This is a genomic window from Phenylobacterium sp. (genome assembly GCF_041916435.1).
GTDB lineage: Bacteria > Pseudomonadota > Alphaproteobacteria > Caulobacterales > Caulobacteraceae > Phenylobacterium.
This window is the reverse complement of sequence record NZ_JAYRZM010000002.1, coordinates 43,358-64,938: the sequence shown is the minus strand read 5'-3', so window position 1 is coordinate 64,938 and position 21,581 is coordinate 43,358. Positions and strand designations below refer to the sequence as shown.

Annotated in this window: 17 protein-coding genes; 11 read left to right on the top strand and 6 right to left on the bottom strand. The window is 70.6% G+C overall.

The window, feature by feature from the left end; translation table 11 throughout:
• Positions 1-79 precede the first annotated feature (79 nt).
• Positions 80-2,251, top strand: a complete 2,172-nt coding sequence (locus ACE3TA_RS05280; RefSeq protein WP_374571254.1) for a TonB-dependent receptor — start codon at positions 80-82, stop codon at positions 2,249-2,251.
• Between the two features lie 99 nt (positions 2,252-2,350).
• On the opposite strand, the gene ACE3TA_RS05275 is transcribed toward ACE3TA_RS05280, so the two are convergent.
• On the bottom strand, positions 2,351-3,691 hold the full coding sequence (locus ACE3TA_RS05275) for an MFS transporter (protein WP_374571252.1): 1,341 nt from the start codon (positions 3,689-3,691) through the stop codon (positions 2,351-2,353).
• Positions 3,688-5,535, bottom strand: a complete 1,848-nt coding sequence (locus tag ACE3TA_RS05270; protein WP_374571250.1) for a CocE/NonD family hydrolase — start codon at positions 5,533-5,535, stop codon at positions 3,688-3,690. The genes ACE3TA_RS05275 and ACE3TA_RS05270 overlap by 4 nt, the downstream gene beginning before the upstream one ends.
• Before the next feature lie 159 nt (positions 5,536-5,694).
• Between ACE3TA_RS05270 and ACE3TA_RS05265 the strand changes: the two genes are divergently transcribed.
• Positions 5,695-7,212 (top strand): M81 family metallopeptidase, encoded by a 1,518-nt coding sequence (locus ACE3TA_RS05265; protein WP_374571248.1) that lies wholly within the window; start codon positions 5,695-5,697, stop codon positions 7,210-7,212.
• A gap of 221 nt (positions 7,213-7,433) precedes the next feature.
• Positions 7,434-9,596, top strand: coding sequence for a TonB-dependent receptor (locus tag ACE3TA_RS05260; protein ID WP_374571246.1), 2,163 nt, complete (start codon positions 7,434-7,436; stop codon positions 9,594-9,596).
• A gap of 64 nt (positions 9,597-9,660) precedes the next feature.
• Here the strand turns inward: ACE3TA_RS05260 and ACE3TA_RS05255 are convergent, their stop codons facing one another.
• Genes ACE3TA_RS05255 through ACE3TA_RS05240 form a run of 4 tightly spaced genes read right to left on the bottom strand, consistent with a single transcriptional unit; the run spans position 9,661 to position 13,786 of the window.
• Positions 9,661-10,416, bottom strand: a complete 756-nt coding sequence (locus ACE3TA_RS05255; protein WP_374571244.1) for an enoyl-CoA hydratase/isomerase family protein — start codon at positions 10,414-10,416, stop codon at positions 9,661-9,663.
• A gap of 1 nt (position 10,417) precedes the next feature.
• Positions 10,418-11,995: a class I adenylate-forming enzyme family protein gene (locus tag ACE3TA_RS05250; RefSeq protein ID WP_374571242.1), complete on the bottom strand. Its 1,578-nt coding sequence runs from the start codon at positions 11,993-11,995 to the stop codon at positions 10,418-10,420.
• Entirely contained in the window at positions 11,992-13,284 is a 1,293-nt protein-coding gene (locus ACE3TA_RS05245) for an MFS transporter (protein ID WP_374571240.1), read from the bottom strand. Before ACE3TA_RS05245 ends, ACE3TA_RS05250 begins: the two co-directional genes overlap by 4 nt.
• Before the next feature lie 7 nt (positions 13,285-13,291).
• Positions 13,292-13,786 carry a MaoC family dehydratase gene (locus tag ACE3TA_RS05240; RefSeq protein ID WP_374571238.1) on the bottom strand — a complete coding sequence of 165 codons (495 nt, stop codon included), beginning with the start codon at positions 13,784-13,786 and terminating at the stop codon, positions 13,292-13,294.
• A gap of 96 nt (positions 13,787-13,882) precedes the next feature.
• Here ACE3TA_RS05240 and ACE3TA_RS05235 point away from each other — a divergent pair, with 96 nt between their 5' ends.
• The 8 genes from ACE3TA_RS05235 to ACE3TA_RS05200 all read left to right on the top strand — a co-directional run bounded on the left by ACE3TA_RS05235 (position 13,883) and on the right by ACE3TA_RS05200 (position 21,565).
• Positions 13,883-14,611 (top strand): TetR/AcrR family transcriptional regulator, encoded by a 729-nt coding sequence (locus tag ACE3TA_RS05235; protein WP_374571236.1) that lies wholly within the window; start codon positions 13,883-13,885, stop codon positions 14,609-14,611.
• A 190-nt stretch (positions 14,612-14,801) separates the two neighbouring features.
• Complete coding sequence (locus ACE3TA_RS05230) at positions 14,802-16,199, top strand: acetyl/propionyl/methylcrotonyl-CoA carboxylase subunit alpha (RefSeq protein WP_374571234.1); 1,398 nt, start codon at positions 14,802-14,804, stop codon at positions 16,197-16,199.
• Positions 16,200-16,212: 13 nt separating this feature from the next.
• A complete protein-coding gene (locus tag ACE3TA_RS05225; RefSeq protein ID WP_374571232.1) occupies positions 16,213-16,431 on the top strand; it encodes an acetyl-CoA carboxylase biotin carboxyl carrier protein subunit in 219 nt (72 codons plus the stop codon).
• A 1-nt stretch (position 16,432) separates the two neighbouring features.
• On the top strand, positions 16,433-17,998 hold the full coding sequence (locus ACE3TA_RS05220; RefSeq protein ID WP_374571230.1) for an acyl-CoA carboxylase subunit beta: 1,566 nt from the start codon (positions 16,433-16,435) through the stop codon (positions 17,996-17,998).
• Positions 17,999-18,418: 420 nt separating this feature from the next.
• The gene (locus ACE3TA_RS05215; protein ID WP_374571227.1) at positions 18,419-18,748 is read left to right on the top strand and encodes an STAS domain-containing protein; all 330 of its coding nucleotides are present in this window, start codon (positions 18,419-18,421) and stop codon (positions 18,746-18,748) included.
• Positions 18,745-19,113 carry a response regulator gene (locus tag ACE3TA_RS05210; RefSeq protein WP_374571225.1) on the top strand — a complete coding sequence of 123 codons (369 nt, stop codon included), beginning with the start codon at positions 18,745-18,747 and terminating at the stop codon, positions 19,111-19,113. Before ACE3TA_RS05215 ends, ACE3TA_RS05210 begins: the two co-directional genes overlap by 4 nt.
• Positions 19,110-21,059 (top strand): chemotaxis protein CheA, encoded by a 1,950-nt coding sequence (locus ACE3TA_RS05205; protein ID WP_374571223.1) that lies wholly within the window; start codon positions 19,110-19,112, stop codon positions 21,057-21,059. The genes ACE3TA_RS05210 and ACE3TA_RS05205 overlap by 4 nt, the downstream gene beginning before the upstream one ends.
• Positions 21,056-21,565 (top strand): chemotaxis protein CheW, encoded by a 510-nt coding sequence (locus tag ACE3TA_RS05200; RefSeq protein ID WP_374571221.1) that lies wholly within the window; start codon positions 21,056-21,058, stop codon positions 21,563-21,565. The genes ACE3TA_RS05205 and ACE3TA_RS05200 overlap by 4 nt, the downstream gene beginning before the upstream one ends.
• Positions 21,566-21,581 lie beyond the last annotated feature (16 nt).

Genomic DNA, 21,581 nt, shown 5'->3' with positions numbered 1-21,581 from the left:
TAAGGCGCCCGAAGCTGGGCCAGATGCATTGGGCCCGCCGCGCCTCAGGGGGAGCCATCTCTTGGAAAATCAGTACAGCATGAAGATTCGTCTCAGGGCGCTCTGCGGCGCCAGCACGCTCGTCATCGCGGCGATGGGCGCGTCCACCGCCGCCCTGGCGCAACAGCAACAGCAGCAGGCCGACGGCGTGCTGCAGGAGATCGTCGTGACCGCCCAGCGGCGCGCCGAGAACCTGCAGGACACCGCCATCTCGGTCAGCGCCATCACCTCGCAGACGCTCAAGGACGCGGGCATCGGCCGGATGGAGGACTTCTCCAACGCCCTGCCCAACGTCTACGTGTCGCCCCGCGACCTGCGCACGACCGCCATCTCGATCCGCGGGATCTCGGCCGACACGAACAACCCCGGCCTCGACCAGAGCGTCGGCGTCTACATCGACGGCGTCTACATGGGGCGTGCGGCGACGATCAATTCGAACCTCTTCGACCTGGAGCGGATCGAGACGCTGCGCGGGCCGCAGGGCACGCTCTACGGCCGCAACACGATCGCCGGGGCGGTGAACATCCTGACGCGCAAGCCGACCGCCGAGCCGCGGCAGGCCGCCAGCCTGTCCCTGGGATCGGACAACGCCGTGCGCGCCAACGCGGTGGGCTCCGGCCCGATCGCCCAGTCGCTCTACGCCAGCCTGGCGCTGTCGGTGGACAAGCGCGACGGCCTGGTGAAGAACACGGCGACCGGGACCAAGCTCGACGACATCGACAGCCTGGGGGGCCGCTTCGCGCTGGTCTACGATCCGGGCGGCGCCTGGGACTTCACGTTCCGCGCCGACGCCTCGCGCGACCGCACCCATTCGGGCGCCTACGACGTCCTGGACAACGGCGCCTTCGCCGGCACGCCCTACGCCGACGCCTCGCCCACCGACCGCACGGTCGCCCAGTCGATCGACACGACCCAGAACCGCGACATCTACGGCGCCTCGGGCGAGCTGAACTGGCGCATGGCCGCCGGCACGCTGACCTCGATCAGCGCCTTCCGCGGCTATGACTGGAACAACGTGCAGGACAACGACTACACGGTGCTGGACCTGCTCGGCACCGGCATCCGCGAGCACCAGACCCAGACCTCGCAGGAACTGCGGTTCGCCAGCGACGCCTCCGGCCGCTTCTCCTACGTCGTCGGCGCCTTCTATTACTTCCAGAAGCTCAAGACGACCTCGCTGGTGCTGGTCGGCACGGACCTCGGCATCTATCCGACCACCGAGACGGCCACCATCCGGGCCAACGTCGACACCTCCAGCTACGCGGCGTTCGGCCGGGCGGTCTACAAGCTGTCCGACGAGCTCAGCCTGGCCGCCGGGCTGCGCTACACCTACGAGACCAAGTCCCTGGACTTCCAGCAGATCGGCGACCCCTACGGGGTGATCGCCGGCGACGTCGGCCCGCGCTCGCTGGACCTGAACGAGGACAAGGTCACGCCTTCCGTGACCCTCGAATGGCGGCCCGCGCCCAAGCTGCTCGCCTACGGGACGTTCAGCCAGGGCTACAAGTCCGGCGGCTTCAACGTCTTCTCGATCACCGACACCGACGACGGGAAGTACCGGCCCGAGACCGTGAACAACTACGAGGTCGGCCTGAAGAGCGAGTTCTTCGACAGCCGCCTGCGGGTCAACGCCTCGGTCTTCTACATGGACTACCAGGACCTGCAGCAGAACCAGCTCATCGCCACCGGCGCGGGCGTGGCCCGCTACCAGACCTCGAACGCGGCCAAGGCGCACAGCCAGGGCGTCGAACTGGAAGTCAGCGCCGCGCCGACGTCGTCGCTGCAACTGACGGCGAACTACGGCTACCTGGACGCCAAGTTCGATTCCTATCCCAACGCCACGGCCGCCGGCGCGGACTTCACCGACCACCGGCTGCCGCTGGCGGCCAAGACGAACTTCAGCGCGGCCGCCGAGTGGACCCACCCGATCACCGGCGGCCTGGACCTGTTCGTCCGCGGCGAGGCCACCTACCGCAGCCGCATCTATTTCGCGGCCGACAACGCCTACAGCGACCCGGCCCTGACCCTGCTCAACGCCCGGATCGGCGTCGGCAGCAGCGACAAGACCTGGCGGCTGTCGGCCTGGGGCCGCAACCTCGCGGACAAGGACTACGCCATCAACCGCTTCGTCGGCGCGGTCGTCCCCGGCCAGGTGCTGCAGGCGCTGGGCGCCCCGCGCAGCTTCGGCGTCGAACTGACGCTCGACTACTGAGCCGCGCCGCCAGCCTCGCCGGGTCATTGCGACCGGCGAGGCTGGCGGTTCTCATTTCATCATCTGAAGCCCGCGCCGCGCGTCAGGCGAAGATGGCGCTCAGCCGCCCGTCCGGCGAAGGCGCGCCCCGGTCAGCCCGGCCTGCGCCCGGCCGAACAGCAACAGGGCGATCAGGCCCGCCGTCCCCGTCACTGTCGTCATCGACAGGCCCACCGACAGCGGGTCGCGGAACACGTGGTCGGTGAGCACCGCCGTCAGCGCCGTGCCGGCCGCCATGCCCATGATCACGTTGCAGAACGACACCGCCGCGGTGCCGATCCCGCGCATCTTGTTCGGCACCACGTTCTGCAGGACGGTGATGCCGATCGTGCCGCTGATCGCCGACATGAAGATCCAGATCCCGAAGCAGGCGATGGCCTGCGCACCGGTGGAGGCCAGCGCGATCGCCGCGCCGAGGAGGCCGGCGGTCGCGGCCAGCATGGCCACGCGGATCCGCTGCGGATCGCCGCCGCGCGCGCCCTGGCGGTCGCTCAGATAGCCCCCCAGCACCGTGCCGGCGCCGCCGACCAGGATCGAGACCAGTCCCAGCGTGCCGGCGATCTCGCCCGGCGAGAAGCCGAAGCGCCGCGACAGGAGCGCCGGCGTCCAGTTCTGGATCGAGAAGTCGCCCGCCGAGACGATGGCCACCGCCGCGTAGAGCGGCGCCAGGACCACGGCGCGGGAGCGGAAGCCCGCCAGCACGTCCGCCAGGCGCAGCGTGCCGTGGGCGCGCTCGGCCTCGGTCTCCTGGCGCAGGGGCTCGCGAAGGGTGAGCAGCAGGAGCACCGGCGCGGTCCCGGCCAGGCCCAGCGCCACCAGCACCGCGCGCCACGGCGCGAGCGCGCCCAGCAGCGGCAGGCCGGCGAACGCGCCGCCGTTGGCGATCTCCAGCAATCCCCCGCCGATGACGATGGCCATGCCGCTGCCCACGGACATGCCCGTCAGCAGCAGGCCGATCGCCAGCCCCCGGCGATTGGGCGCGAAGCTGTCGGCGATCATCGAGACCGCCGCCGGCGCGAAGGCCGCCTCCCCCACGCCCACGCCGATCCGCGCCATGAACAGCGCTGCGAAGCTGTCGGCGTAGCCGCAGGCCGCGGTCGACAGGCTCCAGATGACGACGCCGGCGATGATCACCACCCGCCTGGGGAACACGTCGGCGATCCGGCCGAACGGCAGTCCGGCGACGGAGTAGATCATCGCGAAGGCCAGGCCCTGGACCAGGCTCACCTGGGTGTCGCTCAGGTGAAGGTCGGCGCGCACGGGATCGACGAGCAGGCTCAGGACCAGCCGGTCCGAATAGGACAGCACCGCCACCACGAAGAAGACGGCGATGGTCCACCAGGCCCGGCGGGCGGACGGCCAGGCCGCGGCCGGACCGTCCGGCGCTGCGCTGGGGATCATTGAGCGCTCCAGGGCCGCAGGTCGACGGAGACGCTGCTCGGCTGGGCCGGCGTGCGCATCACGGTCCACGCCTCGGGGCGGTCCTCGGAATAGCGGCGGAAGGCGCTCTTGTCGGCGCCGGCCAGGCTGATGCGCAGGCGATGGCCCTTGCGGATCAGCGCCGCCACCGGGAACACCGGAAAGCTCACCTCGGCGACCACGCCCGGCGTCATCGGCATGGCGTCGGCCCGGCTGTAGGTCTTGATCGGCTCGGCCTGGGCGTAGGGAACCTGGTCCGCGCCCGCCGGCTTGCGGTTCACCGCGCGGAACAGCCCCTCGGTGAGGTAGGTCGCCCGCCCATCCGGGCCCACGTCCTCAAGGTAGGCGAAAAAGGCCGGGTCGGCCGTGGCCGTCGCCACGAACAGGCGGACCGACGGGCCGCCCACCAGCTCCATGTCCTGCTCGAACGGCGCGGAGGTGTAGCTGAGCAGCGCCTTATCGGCCTCGCGCCGGTCGGCGTAGGCGGCCGGATCGCCGATCTGCGTCGTCCACCGGGTAGCCTTGCCGCTGGTGGCGTCGAAGTCCACGGCATAGAGGTCCTGTCCGGCCTTGGCGGGCGCGGCCTGGGTCAGCGACCCGTCGGGCCCGAAGTTGAACACGGCCCGCTTCACGCCGGCCGGCGGCCAGTCGGCGGTCGTCTTGAACGTCTTCGCGCCCAGGACATAGTAGTGGATCGCCCGCTCGACGGGCTTGCCGGCGCGGACCTTGTCGAGGAAGTCCGAGATCAGCCGCCACTGCTGGTCGAAGCTGGGCTCGGGGGCGTCCTCGCCCGGAAAGAACGGGTCGGTGAAATGCTCGCCGCCGTGGTTGTTGGCGGTGATCCAGACCTCCATCGGCGTGGTCGGCAGAGAGCGATAGCGCGCGAGGGTGCCGTCGGCCGTGCCCGCATCCATCCAGCTCGCCCAGTACTGCACCGGCGTCGCCTCGCGCCGGACCTGCGCCAGCCGGGCCGCCGGGCTGGAGGAGAACATGGTGTAGCCGTTGGCGCCCTTGTCGTCCCTGAACTCGGCGCCGCGGTAGTCGTCCGGCTTCCAGTGCCGGCGCTTGGCGATCGCCTCGCGCACCAGGGCGAAGTCCGGATCGGCGTCCACCGCCTGCATCCGCGGCCACAGCTTCGGGCAGTCGGCCGCGCGCGCGCCACAGTCAAGGCCGTCCTTGGGGTCCAGCGACTTGCCGTAGTCGCGCAGCACCGTGTCCCCGCCCCACAGGCTCATCATGAAGTCGTTGGCGACGCCGCCGGGCGCGAAGAGGTCCAGGTACCCGTCGAAATCGCTTTCCCGGATGACCGCGCCGGTCAGCTTCTCCGGCGAGCCGGTCGCCAGGTCGGCGGTGTCGGCCATGTAGGAGACGCCGGTGGCGAAGACCTCACCGTTCGACCAGTCCTGCGCCCGGACATGGGCGATCAGGGCGTCCATGTCCTTGATTTCTTCGGGGCTCAGTTCGACGAGCCGGTCGCCGAACGAGGCGGTGGAGCCGCGGGTGTCGACCACCACCAGCACGTAGCCCTGGGCGACCAGGTCGCGGTAGCGGCCCGCCTCGCCGTACTTGTAGACCCCCGCGCGGCCGTAGCGGGTCTGGATCAGCACTGCGGGCCGGCGCACGCCGTCGTCGCGGCCGCCGGGGAACCACAGGCTGACCGCCAGCTTCACGCCGTCCGGCATCGCCACGTAGTAGGACTTGTCGGACCAGCCCTCGGGCTTCTGCGCCGACGCCGGCTGCGAGGCCGCGGCGCTGGCCGAGGCCGCCGCGGCGCCGGCGACGACCAGCGCCGCCAAGGCCGCGCCGACCAGCGCGTAGCGCTTCATCGCCGCCCCGCGGGACCGAGCTTCGTCAACCGGGCGTCCTGTCATCTTCATGCCTGCGTCTCTTCCGTTGCGGCGGCCGCCGCTTTGACGGGCGGCGCTCCATTGCGTAACCTAAAAATGAGATTGACCTCATTTTCAGTGCGGATCAATAGCAGCGCCATGAGACCTAGAGCGTTTGTCACGGGCCTTGCCCAGGAAACCAACGTCTTCGGCCCCTTGCCGACCGGCCTCGCCAGTTTCAGCGGCAGGTTCGAGGCCGAGGGCGTGAGTCGGAACGAGGCGCCGCCCTTTCCCGAATCCCTCGCCGAGGCCGGCGAGCGCCGGCAGGCCCAGGGCCTGCTGGACCTGGTCCACGGCCCGATGGTGGGCGCCCATCCCAGCGGGCTCGTCACGCGCCACGCCTACGAGACCCTGCGCGAGGGCGCGCTGCGGCGGCTGGCCGCCGCCGGCCCGCTCGACATCGTCGCGGTCCACCTGCACGGGGCGATGATCGCGGACGGCTACGACGACTGCGAGGGCGACCTGCTGGGCCGCATCCGCCAGGTCGTGGGCGAGGACTGCGCGATCGGCGTGATGATCGACCCTCACGCCCACCTCTCCAAGGCCATGGTCGAGGCCAGCGACATCATCGTCGCCTACAAGGAATATCCCCACACCGACTTCCGCGAGCGCGCCGAGGAGGTCTGGGACCTGCTGCTCGCCACGCACGAAGGCCGCATCAAGCCCGTCTCGGCGGTATGGGACACCGGCGTCATCGCCGTGTTCCACACCTCCCGGCCGGAGGTGCGCGCCCTGGTCGAGACCATGCAGCGGCTGGAGGCCGGCGGCGAGGCCCTGTCGGTCTCGCTGATCCACAGCTTCCCCTGGGGCGACGGCCCCGACTTCGGCTCGCGGGCGCTGGCGATCTGCGACGCCGACGCGATCGGCGCCGACCGCATCGCCAGGGACTTGGCGGACCGCGCCCGATCGGTGGCCCTGGCCGGCGCTTCGTCCGGCGTCGCCACGGAGGCCGCGCTCGACCGCGTCTGCGCCGCGACGGATGCGGGCGTGGGCCCGTTCGTGCTGGCCGATTCCGCCGACAACCCCGGCGGCGGCGCGGCCGGCGATTCCACCTTCGTGCTCGAGGCGCTCCTGGCGCGCGACGCCGGCGCCGCCTGCCTGGGGCCGCTGTGGGATCCGCAGGCCGTCGAGATCGCCTTCAACGCCGGCGTCGGCGCAAGGCTCGCCATGCGCATCGGCGGCAAGACCGGCCCGTGCTCGGGCCGGCCGCTAGACCTGGAGGTGGAGGTGACGGCGCTGGACGCGAACGCCACGCAGGACTTCGCCGGAACGCCCTTCCCGCTCGGCCGCGCCGCGGCGGTGCGGACCGGGAACGTCGACATCATCCTGGTCACCGAGCGCGACCAGGCGCGCGGGCCGGACCTCTTCACCCGGATGGGCGTGGACCTGAACGCCATGCGCCTGGTCGTGGTCAAGTCGAGCCAGCACTTCCACGCCGGCTTCGCCCCCCTCGCCCGCGAGGTCATCTACCTCGACGGCCCGGGCAGCCTGCAGGCGGACCTGTCGGTCGGCCGCCAGCGGCGCATCGTCAGGCCGCGCTGGCCCATGGACAAGCCCGCCCCCGCCCCGCGGCGCGTGCTCGTCAAGCAGCACCGGACCGCTTCGCTGCAGCCGTGACCCCCACCGGCCGAACCGGCCCACGCCCTTCGCCGCTCCGCCCTCCCACGGCCCATGCGGCGGAGACGCGGGACCGCCGCCGGGCCCTAGATCCTCCCGTCCGGCGGCGGTCCCGCGGCCTCGAGCGCCTCGATTGACAGCGTCATATTTTGATGATCTCAATATTGAGGTTGATCTCATATTTGAAAATAAGGGGTTGGGGGATGCAGGCCAAATGGCTGATGACGACGACGGGTGTGCTGGCGCTCGCAATGGGCGCGCCGGCCCTGGCCCAGGTGAACGAGCCGCAGGCGCTGGACGAGATCGTCGTCACCGCCCGCAAGAAGGCTGAAAATCTCCAGGACATCCCGATCTCGATCACGGCGATGACGGCCGAGGGGATGGAGCGCGCGGGCGTGTCGACGATCGCCGACCTGGCGCGCCGGACGCCCGGGCTGCAGTACGGCGATTTCGGCGACCTGAAGCTGTCGCCCACCTCGCTGCGCGGGGTCGTCGGCAGCGCCGGCTCGGCCGGCGCGGACCCGGCGGTCGGCTACTACGTGGACGACGTCTTCGTCGGCCAGGGCGCGGGCGCCAACCTGGACCTCTATGACATCGAGCGCGTCGAGGTGCTGCGCGGCCCGCAGGGCACGCTCTACGGCCGCAACACCATCGGCGGGGTGATCAGCATCACCACCAAGCGTCCGAGCGACACGCTGGAGGCGTCGGCGACGCTCGAGGCCGGCAACTACGACGAGCTCCGCGTGGGCGCTTCGGTCTCCGGGCCGATCGTCCCCGGCGTGGTGCTGGGCAAGATCGCCGCCATCCGCGAGACGCGCAGCGGCTACGAGCACAACGTCCTGCTCAATCGCGACGTGAACGACAAGGACGTCTGGTCGGTGCGCGGCCAGCTCCTGTTCGACATCGGCTCGGACACGAGCCTGCTGCTGACCGCCGCGCACAACGAGGCCGACAACCAGCCGCTGGTGTTCGAGACGTTGAAGTACAACGACGCCGCCCTGGCGCCGATGCTGCTCGACGCCTACGGCTACGCGCGCAACCTCGATCCCTATGATCGCAAGGTGCAGTCCGACGTGATCACCAAGGAGACCCTGAACGCTTCGGACGTCGGGGCGACCTTCAAGACCAAGCTCGGCCGGTTCGGGATCACCAACGTCCTGGCCTACCACGACCACGACTACTACAGCCGCACCGACACCGACCGCTCGCCGCTGCGCATGGCCTATGACGGCGACCCGGAACACGTCTGGCGCTGGTCCGAGGAGCTGCGCGTCGACCTCTCCACCGGCCCGGTCGACTGGCTCGCCGGCCTCTATTACTTCCGCCAGAATTCGGACAACCAGAGCTACATCGAGATCGGCGCGGACCTGGCCGACCTGTTCGGCGCCGCCTCGCTGACGGGCACCCTGGCCGGCTCCAACGGCGTCCTGGACACCAAGAGCTCCTCGGTCTTCGCCAGCGCGACCTGGAAGGTCACCGACCGTTTCGACCTGACCCTCGGCGGCCGCTACACCAAGGACGAGAAGACGATCCACTACACCCAGGACGATCCGCTCGCCATTCTTGGCGGCGACACCGACATCCGGGCCAACGACACGTGGAGCGAGTTCACGCCCAACGCCAACATCCGCTTCCGCTTCACGCCGGACATCCTGGCCTACGCGACCGTCAGCAAGGGCTTCAAGAGCGGCGGCTTCAACGACGCCCTGGGCGACGCCAACGGCATCGCCTTCGCGCCGGAGACGCTCTGGAACTACGAGGCCGGGCTCAAGGCCTCGCTGCTGGACCACCGCGCGGTGTTCAACGCCGCGGCCTTCTACATGAAGTGGGACAACATCCAGATTTCCCAGGATAACCCGGCGACCGCGGTCTACGACCCGATCATCCTGAACGGCGGCGCGGCGCACTCCCAGGGGGTGGAGCTGGAGCTGACGGCCAGGCCCCTCCCGGCCCTCGACATCGGCGCGAACCTGTCCGTGCAGCAGGCCGAATACGACGAAGGCACGCTGCCCACCGGCGAGCCGCTGCGCAAGCTGCCCTACGCGCCGACCTACACCGCCATGCTGTCGGCCGAGTACCGCATCCCGGTCGGCGGCCTCGGCGAGGTCTCGCTCTACGGCGAATACCTGGCCCGCGGCGAATCCTACCTGACCGCCAACAACGACCCCGACGGCCGCGTGGATCCCTACGGCCTGGTGAACCTGCGCGTGACGCTGAACCCGCAGAACGAGCGCTGGCGGATCGCCCTGTGGGGCAAGAACCTCACCGACGAGGTCTACAAGCAGCGGCTGTTCGACCTGTCGAACCAGGATCTGGTCGGCCAGAAGTTCATCGTGCTCAGCAATCCCCGCACCTACGGGATCGAGCTGAAGGTCACCTACTGACGCAAATGGGCGGGCGGCCGCACGGCCGCCCGCCCTGCCCTTTCTCAGGAAAAGATCTAGCTCGTCAGCCGCCCCAGTTGGCGGCGACCCGCGCCTGGGTCTCGGCGTCGAACACCGCTTCCAGACAGGCCGCGGCCTCGAACGCCAGGGCGCATTCCAGCCGATCGCGAACGTCGGCGGCCCGGGCGGCCTTCAGCCGGCGGCGCGAGCCGGCCGGCAGGGCCAGGAGCCGCGCGGCGAGCGCTTCGGCCTCCGCCTCGAGCCGATCGCGCGGGACGACCGCCGAGGCCAGGCCCGCGGCGAGCATCTGCGCGGCGCCCAGGCGTTCGCCCATCCACAGCACCCGCCTGGCCAGCGCCGGACCGGCGCCCGCCTCCACGAGCATCGTCATGCCGCCGGTGGGAAAGAGCCCGTGGGCGGCCTCCGGGCAGAACAGCGTCGCATCCTCGGCCAGCAGCGCGAAGTCCGCGTTCAGCGGCCAGGCGGAGCCGCCGCCGACGATCCAGCCCTGGGCCGCGCAGACGACCGGCTTGGGCCCCAGCATGATCTGCCGCGTGACCGTCTGGAGGTCGGCGATGAAGGCTTCGGCGCCAGCGGCGTCGACCAGCCCCGCGCCGAACTCCTCAAGGTCGTCGCCCGCGCAGAAGGCGCGCCCGGCGCCCTGCAGGATGATCACCTCGGCGGCCGGCGAGGCGATCGCCCGCGACAGGGCCGCCCGCAGGCCGCCGATCAGCGCGGTGTTGATGGCGTTGAGCCGGTCCGGGCGGTTGAGCGTGATCCGCGCGATTCCGCCGGCCTCGCCGTAGAGCACCGCATCCATCTCAGGCCTCCGCCGCGGCGCGCGCCTTCAGGGTCACCTTGTCGATCTTGCCGATCGGCAGCAGCGGCAGGTTCGGATCGATCACGAACCGCTTGGGCACCTTGTAGTTGGCGAGGCGCGAGCGGCAGTGGGCTTCCAGATCGCCGACGGAGACCTCGCCCCGCGGCTCGATGAAGGCCACGCCCACCTCCTGCCAGACCGGGTCCGGCGCGGAGACGATCGCCGCCTGGGCGACCGCGGGGTGGGCCTCCAGCACCGCCTCGACCTCGCGCGGATAGACGTTGTAGCCGCCGGATTTGTACATGTCCTTCAGCCGCCCGACGATGCGGTAGCGCCCGTCCGGCCGGCGCACGGCGAGGTCGCCGGTGCGGAAGAAGCCGTCCTTGGTGAACGCCTCGGCGGTGGCCTCGGGCCGGCGCCAGTAGCCGAGCAGATTGTAGGGCGAGCGCGCCTGCACCTCGCCCTCGGCGCCGTCGGCCGCCTCGCGCCCCTCCGCGTCCGCCAGCCGCACCTCGACGCCGGGGAAGGCCGATCCCACCGAATGGCCCAGCACCTCGATGTCGCTGGTGGGCTCCAGGGCGGTGATGGCGCTGGTGGTTTCGGTCATGCCGTAGTTCGTCGCCATCCGCGGCTGGATCTGCTGCAGCCGCTTGATCATCTCCATGGGCATGGCCGCCCCTTCCCAGATGATCATCTGCACGGCCGACAGGTCGAAATCGGCGAAATTGGGCAGGCTGAGCTGCATCTGGAAGACGCTGGGCACCGAGCCCCAGAGCGTCACCCGCTCCTTGACCATCAGCGCCAGGCTTTCGGCCGGGTCGAACTGCTCCATGAAGACCAGAGCGCCGCCGGCCAGCAGGCAGGGAAGGCTGCAATCGATGACGCAGCCCACGTGGTTGATCGGGAAGTAGTTGAGCGACCGGAACGGGTCGAGCGGCCACAGCCGGTTCTGCTCCAGGCAGAAGCGCGCGATCCCCCCGTGGGACAGGAGCGCGCCCTTCGGCGCCCCGGTCGAGCCGGAGGTGTAGACGATCAGGCAGGGATCGTCGCCGCCGCAGGCCGCCCGCGCCTGCGCGAGCCGGGCCTCGGAAACCTGCGCGCCGGCGGCGAGGAACCCGGCCATCGGCTCGACGCCCTCGGCCGCCGGCTCGCCGTCGAAGGCGACCACGCGCCGAAGCGAGGGGGCGCTGCGGCGCAGGGCGGCGATGTCCTCGTCGTAGCGGCGCCCGCCGATGGCGGTGCGGGTGATCAGCACCGCGGGCTCGGCGTCGGTGATCACGTGGGTCAGCTCGCCGATGCGGTAGCGCGGATTGAGCCCCACCCAGATCGCGCCGATCGAGGCGGTCGCCAGGAAGGCGGTGAGATAGTCGGGATGCGGGGTCTGCAGGGTGGCCACGCGGTCGCCCTTCTCCACCCCGGCGGCGAGCAGCGCGCGCGCCAGCGCCTCTACCGCCTCGTGCAGGCCGCGAAAGGTGGTCCTGCGCTCGCCGAGCACCAGGGCTTCGGCGTCGGGCCTGCGCTCGGCCTGCCAGGCGGCGTAGTCGCTCACGCGGGACAGAAGGGGCGTGGAAGCGGTCATGAGGTCTGGACCTTGCTTGAAGCGCCGGCGAGGGCGAGGAACGGAAGGGAGGCGAGCGCCAGGACGCCCGGCCCGACGGCGGCGAACAGGGTCAGGGCCCTGGCGTCGTTGGACAGGGCGGCCAGCGCCAGGCCGGTCACGCTCGGGCCCAGCGCCAGCCCCAGCTTTTCGGTGGCGGTCCATACGCCGGTGAAGACGCCCTCGGCCCCGTCGCCGCCGGCCTCGGCGTGAACCAGGTGGGCGACGAGGGTGTAGGGCAAGACCTGCAGGCCCGCGAAGGGCAGGCCGGCGAGCGCGAAGAGCAGCAGCACCGCCGTCCAGCTCGCCGAGGCGTGGGCGGCCAGTCCCAAACAGCCCGCCACCGCCGCGAAGATGACCGCCGCCGCCGCCAGCGCCCGGTCCTCGCCCCATCGGCGGCCGGCGCCGGCCCAGACCGGCACGGCCAGGATCGTCGCGCCCGTCATGGCGATCATCGCCACGCCGATGTCGCCCTCGCCGCGGCCCAGCGCCTTGGTGACGATGTAGGGCGCAGCGGCGGTGAGCGCGCCCATGCCGGTGAGCTGGGCGATGTAGGCGGCGATCAGCCGGCGGAAGCGGGCGCTCTTCAGCGCCTGGGCGAGCTGGCGCGGCAGGCTCGGCGCGCGCGGGGCGTCGGCGGCGCGCAGGCCGTCGCGCCCGCGCATCACCAGGATGGGCCCGCACATCGCCACGCTGCAGGCGGCCGCGACCACCAGCGACATGACCGCATATCCGCGCCTGCCGCCGCCCGCCGCCTCCACCAGCATGGGCGCCAGGCCGGCGCCCGCCAAGACGCCGATCATCACCACGACCATGCGCCAGGAGACGAGCCGCGCCCGCTCCTCCGACGACCCGGCGATCTGGGCGGGAATGGCCGCGTAGGGCACCGCGAACAGGGAATAGACGGTGGCCAGGGCGAAGTAGCTGACCCCGATCCACAGGATCAGCCCGCTCGGCGCCAGCGGCGGCGGGGAAAAGACCGCCACGAAGGCCAGGGCCACGCCGACCAGCCCCGCGATGAGGAACGGGCGGCGCCGGCCGAGCGGCGTCGCCGTGCGATCCGACCACGCCCCGACGAAGGGATCCCAGGCGATCGACCAGATCTTCGGCACGACGATCAGCGCCGCCGCCCAGGCCGAGGCGACGCCGAGCACCTCGGTGCAGAAGTAGAGCAGCAGCACCGTCGGCACCGTCGAGAAGACGCCCGTGCCGAGAGAGCCGGCCGCATACGCCGCGACGTCGGGCCGGGCGATTCGCTGGGATGGCGGCATGGGCGCCTCAGTGCGCGTCTTGCGGCGGCACCCAGATCGACAGCCAATCGGCCACCAACGCCGGCCGCTCGACGCCTTCGATTTCGATCGTACAGCCGAAGGTGGTCAGCCAGCGCCCCTTTTCGTCCTGCTCCTGCCGCTGCTTGACGAACCGGCCGCGGATCCGCGAGCCGGTCGGCACCGGCGCCACCAGGCGCAGGCGGTCGAAGCCGTAGTTCAGATAGTGGCCCTGGCTCGCCGCGTCATCGCTCGGCGCGGTGCCGGTGGCCGAGTGCAGCAGGTGGGTGAGCAGCGAGATCGTCAGGAATCCGAAGGCGATCGTGCCGCCGTAGGGGCCGTTGGCCGCGGCCCACCGCGGGTTGATGTGCATCGGGTCCGGGTCACGCGTCGCCGCCGCGAAGGCGTCGATCATCGCCTGGTCGACGACTATCCATTCCGAAACGCCCACCTCCGCATTGATCGGGAGCGACAGGACGGGATTCGGGGCGGGCGCGAAGGTCATTCTCTAATCTCACTGTTACCACCATTTCTGAGATTGACCTCAATTTCCGTTTTTCGTCAACGTCCGGTATAGGAAGCCGCTCACAGAAGGGGCGTCATGATTTTCTCGTACATCCGTCACCTGGAGGAGGAACTCCGCGAGCGGCCGGCCAAGCAGAAGGGCCAGCGCACCCGCGAGAGGCTGAAGATCGCGACGGCGAAAATGCTTGAGCAGAAGGGCTATCACGCCCTTCGGGTGATGGATGTCACCGAGTGCGCGGGCGTGGCCGAAGGCTCCTTCTACGTCTATTTCAAGGACAAGACCGACGCCTCGGTCACGGTGCTGACCGGCCTCTTGGACCACTTCATCGCCCTGCACTCGGAAGGCGAGCGCGGCCCCACCGTCTTCGACTCAATTCGCGCGGACAACAGGAAGTGGCTCGCCGTCGGCCGGGCCAACGCCGGCCTGATGCGATGCATCTTCCAGCTCGCGGACGAGGAGCCGGAGTTCTCGGCCCTGTCGCAGCGGATCAACCGCGCCTGGTATCAGCGCGTCGCGCAGAGCGTCATCCGCCGCCGCCCCGGCGTCGAGGAAAACTCGGTCCTGCTGATGGTCTACCTGCTGGGCGCGATGATGGACGACCTGGTCCGCAAGCTCATCGTCTACCCGGACGACGAGTTCCTGGCGCTGCTGGCCTCCATGAACCTCGACGACGACAACCTCGCCGACGCCGCCAGCCTGGCGTGGGTGCGGATCCTTCACCCCAACACGCCCGAGCCGGAAAACCTGTCGCCGCAGATCAAGGCGCTGTCGGCCTGGCTCTACGGCGGCCTGCCGAACGCCTGAGGCGCGCGCCGCCCCCTGCCCGGCCGAAGATCGGCCGGGCCGCCCTGAACTCCTGAGCATCGACCAGACGCCCGGCCGCGGCCGGCGCGCCGCGCTTGCGCGCGCCTGTCCAGCCCCGCCCGCCGGATAGGGCTGGACCCGCGCCTCGCCCGGACATATACCCGCCAAACAAATAATTGAGGTCAACCTCATGAATCGCATCCGGCGTCTGCTGATCGCCAATCGCGGCGAGATCGCCTGCAGGATCATCCGCGCCTGCCGGGCGGCCGGCGTGGAGAGCGTGGCGGTCTATTCGGAGGCCGATCGCAACGCCTTGCATGTGGAGCTCGCCGACGTCGCCGCGCCGATCGGCCCCGCGCCGGCCGCGCAGTCCTACCTGGACGCCGACCGGCTGCTCGAAGCGGCGCGGCTGACCGGCGCGGACGCGGTTCATCCGGGTTACGGCTTCCTGTCCGAGAGCGCGGCCTTCGCCGCCGCCGTCGAGGCGGCCGGGCTCGTCTGGGTGGGCGCGACGCCGGCCTGCATCCAGGCGATGGGCGACAAGCTGAACGCCCGGCGGATCGCCGTCGGCGCCGGCGTGCCGGTCCTGCCCGGCGTCAGGCTCGAGCACGACGCCCCCGAGACGCTGGACGCCGCGGTCGCCGGCCTGGGCTTTCCCCTGCTGCTGAAGGCGGCGGGCGGCGGCGGCGGCATCGGCATGCAGCGCATCGAGTCCCTGGAGGCCCTGGCTCAGGCCGCCCCGCGCCTGCGCGCACTGGCGCAGCGCGCCTTCGGCGATTCGGCGATCTACCTGGAGCGCTTCATCGCCACGGCGCGGCATGTCGAGGTCCAGGTGTTCGGCGACGGCGCCGGCCGGGCGATCCACATGGCCGAGCGCGATTGCTCGCTGCAGCGGCGCTACCAGAAGATCGTCGAGGAAGGCCCCGCCCCGCGGCTGTCCGCGCGCCTGCGCGACGCGCTGCGCCAGGCCGCCGTCAGGCTCGCCGAGCACCAGCGCTACAGCGGCGCCGGCACGGTGGAGTTCCTGGTCGACGCCGACGCGGAGGATTTCTTCTTCCTGGAGATGAACACCCGCATCCAGGTGGAGCACGGCGTCACCGAGATGGTCACCGGCCAGGACCTCGTGCGCATGCAGCTCGACTGCGCGGGGGGCGAACTGGCCCTGCCGGCGCAGCACGAGATCCGCGTCGCCGGCCACGCCGTCGAATGCCGCCTCTACGCCGAGGATCCGGCGCGGGGCTTCCGCCCGTCTCCGGGGCGGCTGACGGCCCTGCGGCTCCCCGAGGGGCCGGATCTGCGCGTCGACTGCGGCTATCGCGGCGGCGACGAGATCACGCCCTTCTACGACCCGATGCTGGCGAAGATCATCGCCCACGGCCCCGATCGCGAGGCGGCCCGGCGGCGCATGATCGAAGCGCTGGAGGCGGTCGAGGTCGCCGGGGTCGCCACCAACCTGCCGTTCCTGCAAGCCCTGATCGCCAGCGACGCCTTCGCGTCCGGCGACGTCGACACCCGCCTGGCCGAGCGACTGGCCCAGGCTCCGCATCATCCAGCCAAATCGAGCCCGCCCGTGCCGGCGGGCGAATGAAGGAGCGCCGCACATGCAGATTCACGTGCGATCGGACATGGCCGCCACGGTCCTGAGCATCGACGCCGCCGTCGGAGACACGGTCGCCGATGGCGACACCCTGCTGGTGCTCGAGGCCATGAAGATGGAGCTGCCGACGGCCTCGCCGTCCGCCGGCGTGGTCCAGGCCGTTCACGTCGCCGTCGGCGACGTGATCAGCGAGGATCAGTTGCTCGTCACCCTGGAGCGCTGAGATGGACGCCGCGCCGGAAGAGGGGTGGGACGCCGAGATCGCCGAGCTGCGCCGCCTGCAGGCGCTGGCCGGCGAGATGGGCGGCGCCGACAAGGTCGCCGTGCAGCACGCCAAGGGCAAGCTGACGGTCCGCGAACGGATCGCGGCGCTGCTCGACCCCGGCTCCTTCAGGGAGATCGGCAGCATCACGGGCATGGCGACCTATGGCCCGGACGGCCGCGCCGAGCGTTTCACCCCGGCCAACAGCCTGTTCGGCCGCGGACGGATCGACGGCCGCGACGTGGTGGTCTACGGCGACGACTTCACCGTGCGGGGCGGCTCGTCCGAAGCGGCGATCCACGAGAAGCAGGCCCAGGCCGAGGCCATGGCCAACGAGCTTCGCCTGCCGATCGTGCGGCTCATCGACGGCAGTGGCGGCGGCGGCTCGGTCAAGGAGGTCGAGCGCACCGGCTACACCTACGTGCCCACCATCGTCGGCTGGGAGGGCGTCACCGCCAATCTGTCGAAGACGCCGGTGGTCTGCCTGGGCCTTGGGCCGGTGGCGGGGCTGGGCGCGGCGCGCCTGGTCTCGGGCCACTACACGCTGCTGACCCGCCAGACCGGCTTCATGTTCGCCGCCGGCCCCGCGATCGTCTCGGCCCTGGGCACGCCGGTCACCAAGGAGGATCTCGGCGGCGCCATGGTCCACGCCCGCAGCGGCGCGGTGGACGACATCGCCGAGGACGAAGCCGACGCCTTCGCCAAGGCGCGCCGGTTCCTGTCCTACCTGCCCTCGTCGGCCGACAGCCTGGCCGAGCGCGGACCGGCCGACGATCCGCCGGACCGCTGCGACGAATGGCTGGACCGGGCGGTGCCCAAGGACAGGCGCAAGGTCTACCCCATGCGCCGCGTCATCGCCTCGGTGGTCGACCAGGACTCCTTCTTCGAGATCGGCCGCCACTGGGGCAAGTCGGTGATCACCGGGCTGGCGCGGCTGGACGGATGGCCCGTCGCCGTGGTCGCCAGCGACCCGATGATCTACGGCGGCGGCTGGACCGCCGCCAGTTGCGACAAGCTGGTCCGCTTCATCGAGCTGGCCGAGACCTTCCACCTGCCGGTGGTGCATCTGGTGGACATCCCCGGGGTGCTGATCGGCGTGCAGGCGGAGAAGGAAGCCACCATCCGCCACGCGGCCAGGGCGCTGACCAGCGTCTACCAGGCCAAGACGCCCTGGTGCACCGTGGTGATCCGCAAGGCGTTCGGCGTCGCGGCGGCGGGAATGTGCGACCACACGCGATTCCGCTACCGCTACGCCTGGCCGTCGGGCGACTGGGGCTCGCTGCCGATCGAGGGCGGCATCGAGGCCGCCTATCGGGCCGAGCTGGAAGCGGCCGAGGATCCCGAAGCGGCGCGGCGCGCCATCGAACAGCGGCTCAACGAGGTCCGCTCCCCCTTCCGCACGGCGGCCCGCTTCCTCATTGAGGAGATCATCGCGCCCCGCGACACGCGCCCCCTGCTCTGCGAGTTCGCCCGGCTCGCCGCGCCGATCCGCTCCACCGAGCCGGCGCGCTTCGGCTTCCGTCCCTGAGGCCCCGACGTCGGCCGGCGCCGGCCGGCCGCGTCCCCGGCCCCGACAGCATCCGCCCCTGTAACGCCCGCTGACCGGCGGGCCGCCCGGCCGCGCCGCGCGGCCGGGGCTCATGGCGGCCGGCCGCGACCGACGTCCGCCGCTGGCGGCGCCTGCAAACGGCGAAGTCGGACGCGAACACCATCAGAAGTCGGCCCATTCTGATAAGCTCTCGCAAAAGTCGAGTTTTATCGACACCAGTCGCTGATTTTATTCAGGAATCCCGCGACCGGATTTTATAACACCTGAAGAATTTCAATATATCTAAGTATATATCTGCACCACTCAAAACATATAGAAATCGAGATTCACCCTTATTTAATTCGGCAAAACATAAAAATCGATCGCTCCTGGCATAGGGGCGCGTGGGGGCGCGTAACAATGTCACTTCGATCTACTCGAATAACAGAGATATTTATTAGTGGTCCGCTGACGGTAAGAACGTGCGCGGACTATACTTGCGACATTGTGTCGCGGCTGGAGCATGCGACGGCGGCCGCGCTCGATCTCAGCGGCTGCGACGATGTCGACATCGCCGGAGTTCAGCTCGTGGAGGCCGCGCGGCGCCACGCCGAACGCCGGGGCGTCGAGCTCAAGCTCGCCGCGCCCGCCGCCGGTCGCTGGCTCGAGGTGCTTGAACTCGGAGGGTTCCTGCGGGCCGCCGAGCCCAGCGACCGCGCCTTCTGGCTGCACGAGGCGGCCGCGTCATGAGCGCCGCGATCCTGACGGTCGACGATTCCGCGAGCATCCGCGTGGCGATCCGGATCGCCCTCAGCGGCGCGGGCTACACGGTCGCCGAAGCCTCGAACGGCAAGGAGGGGGTCGACAAGGCCAACGCCGGCGCCTTCGACCTCATCGTCAGCGACCTCAACATGCCTGTGATGAACGGGCTGGAGATGGTCGAGGCGCTGCGCCGCATCCCGGCCCACGCCGGCGTGCCGATCATCATGCTCACCACCGAATCCGACGTGGACGTGAAGGCGCGGGCCAAGGCCGCCGGCGCGACGGGCTGGATCACCAAGCCCTTTGATCCCGAACAACTGGTCCGGATCGTCAAGAAGGTGCTTGGCCGATGAGTCATCAAGAAGCGCTCGCCGTCTTCCGGGCCGAGGCCCTCGACCTGCTCGACCAGATCGAGCAGGGCCTGCTCAACCTGACCGGCGCGCCCGGCGCGCGCGAGCTGATCGACGAAGTGTTCCGCGGCCTGCACACCCTGAAGGGGTCGGGCGCCATGTTCGGCTTCGACCAGCTCGCCGGCTTCACCCACCACTGCGAAAGCGCCTTCGATCGGGTGCGCAAGGGCGAGGCCCTGGCGAGCGCGGACCTGATCTCCGCGATCCTGTCGGCCAAGGACCACATGCGCCGTCTTCTGGAGCGGCCGGACGAGCCGGGCGGCGCCGAAGGCCAGGCGCTGCTGGCCAAGCTCGAGGCGGCCCTGCAGGACGCGCTGAGCGCCGAGGCCGGCGCTGACGACGCGCCCTGCGCCCCGGACCGCTGGCGCATCCGCTTCGCCTTGCCGGCGGGCGCCCTGGTGAACGGCGCCAACCCGCTCGCCCTGCTGGCCGAGCTGCGCGAACTGGGCGAGGCGAGCGTGACCGCCGACACCTCGAAGATCCCGCCGCTCGACGAGCTCGCTCCCACCGAGTGCCACGTGAGCTGGGAGGTCGTCCTGGAGACGCGCCAGCCGCGCGCGGCGATCGAAGACGTCTTCATCTTCCTCATCGACGACATGGAGCTCGACATCGAAGCGCTGGAAGCCGCCGAACAGGCGCCGGTCGAGGCCGCGCCCGTGCGCGAAGTCGCCGCCGAGCCCGCGGCCGGAGCCGTCGAAGCCCGCCAGGCGAGCGGCGGCGAGAGCGTGCGCGTGCCGGCCGAGCGGCTGGACGAGCTGATGAACCGCGTCGGCGAGCTGGTCATCACCCAGTCCCGGCTGAGCCAGTTGGCCGACGCCAGCGGCGACCTGGCCCTGCGCACCGTCGCCGAGGAGATGGAGCGCCTGGCCACCGAGCTGCGCGACACCACCATGGTGCTGCGGATGGTTCCGGTCGGCGCCCTGTTCGGCCGCTTCCGCCGGCTCGTGCACGACCTGGCCCGCGAGACCGGCAAGTCGATCGAGCTGACGACCGAGGGCGAAAGCACCGAAGTCGACAAGACGGTCATGGAGCGTCTGGCCGATCCGCTGGTCCACCTGATCCGCAATTCGGCCGACCACGGGCTGGAGACGGTCGAGGAGCGGCGCGCCGCCGGCAAGCCCGACGCCGGGCGGCTGCGGCTTTCGGCGCGCCAGGCGGGCGGCGAAGTCGTCATCTCGATCCGCGACGACGGCCGGGGCGTCGACCTGGCCCGCGTGCGCGCCCGCGCCGAGGCCCAGGGGCTGCTGGAGCCCGGCGCCGAGATCAGCGAGGCCGATCTCCTTCAGATGATCTTCCATCCCGGCTTCTCCACCGCCCAGACCATCACCAACCTGTCGGGCCGCGGCGTCGGCATGGACGTGGTCAAGCGCACGGTGGAGGCGCTGCGCGGCTCAATCGACATCGTCTCGCGCCCGGGCGAGGGCTCCGAGATCTCCCTGCGCATTCCGCTGACCCTGGCGATCATCGACGGGCTCCTCGTCCGCGTCGGCCAAGGCCGCTACGTCATCCCGCTCGGCGCGGTGGAGGAATGCATCGAGCTGTCGCTGGACGAGGACCTGCGCCACCGCGGCCGCAGCCTGATTTCCCTGCGCGACAGCCTGGTTCCCTACCTGCGCCTGCGCGACGTGTTCGACACCGGCACGCCGCCGGAGCTGCACCAGAAGCTCGTCGTGGTCGCGACCGGCGAGGAGCGCGTGGGCCTGGTGGTCGACCAGATCATCGGCGACCACCAGACGGTCATCAAGTCGCTCTCCAAGCTCCACGCCGGCGTCTCGACCTTCTCGGGCGCGACCATTCTCGGCGACGGCTGCGTGGCCCTGATCCTCGACGTGCCGCACCTGGTCGCGGCCGGACAACGCATGGAGGCGCAGTTGCGCGCCGCCGGATGACCGAGACCCAGGACAAGCCCATGAACGCCGCCGGCGCCTCCGAAATGCAGGCCCTGACCTTCGAGCTGAGCGGGGAAGTCTTCGCGCTCGAAGCCGGGATCGTGCAGGAAATCCTCGACCTGCTGCCGGAGACCCGCGTCCCCGGCGCGCCCGGCTTCGTCGACGCCGTCATCAATTTCCGCGGCCAAGTGATCCCGCTTGCCGACCTGCGCGTGGCGTTCGGCATGGACCAGGCCGAGACCTCGATCGACAGCCGCATCATCGTCGTCGAGCTCGACCTGGAGGGCGAACCCGCCCTCGTCGGCCTGCGCACCGACCGGGTGTGCGAGGTCGCCACGCTCGGACTGGGCGCGAGCGAACCGGCGCCCAGCGTCGGCATGCGCTGGCCGAGCGAATACGTCCGTCGCCTTGTCAAACGGGAGGGCGACTTCGTCGTCCTTCCTGATCTGCAAGCGATTTTCGCGCCGCAGAAGGACGCGCCCGCCGCGTCGCAGCTGCGCCATTAGTTGGCAACCAGGGGGC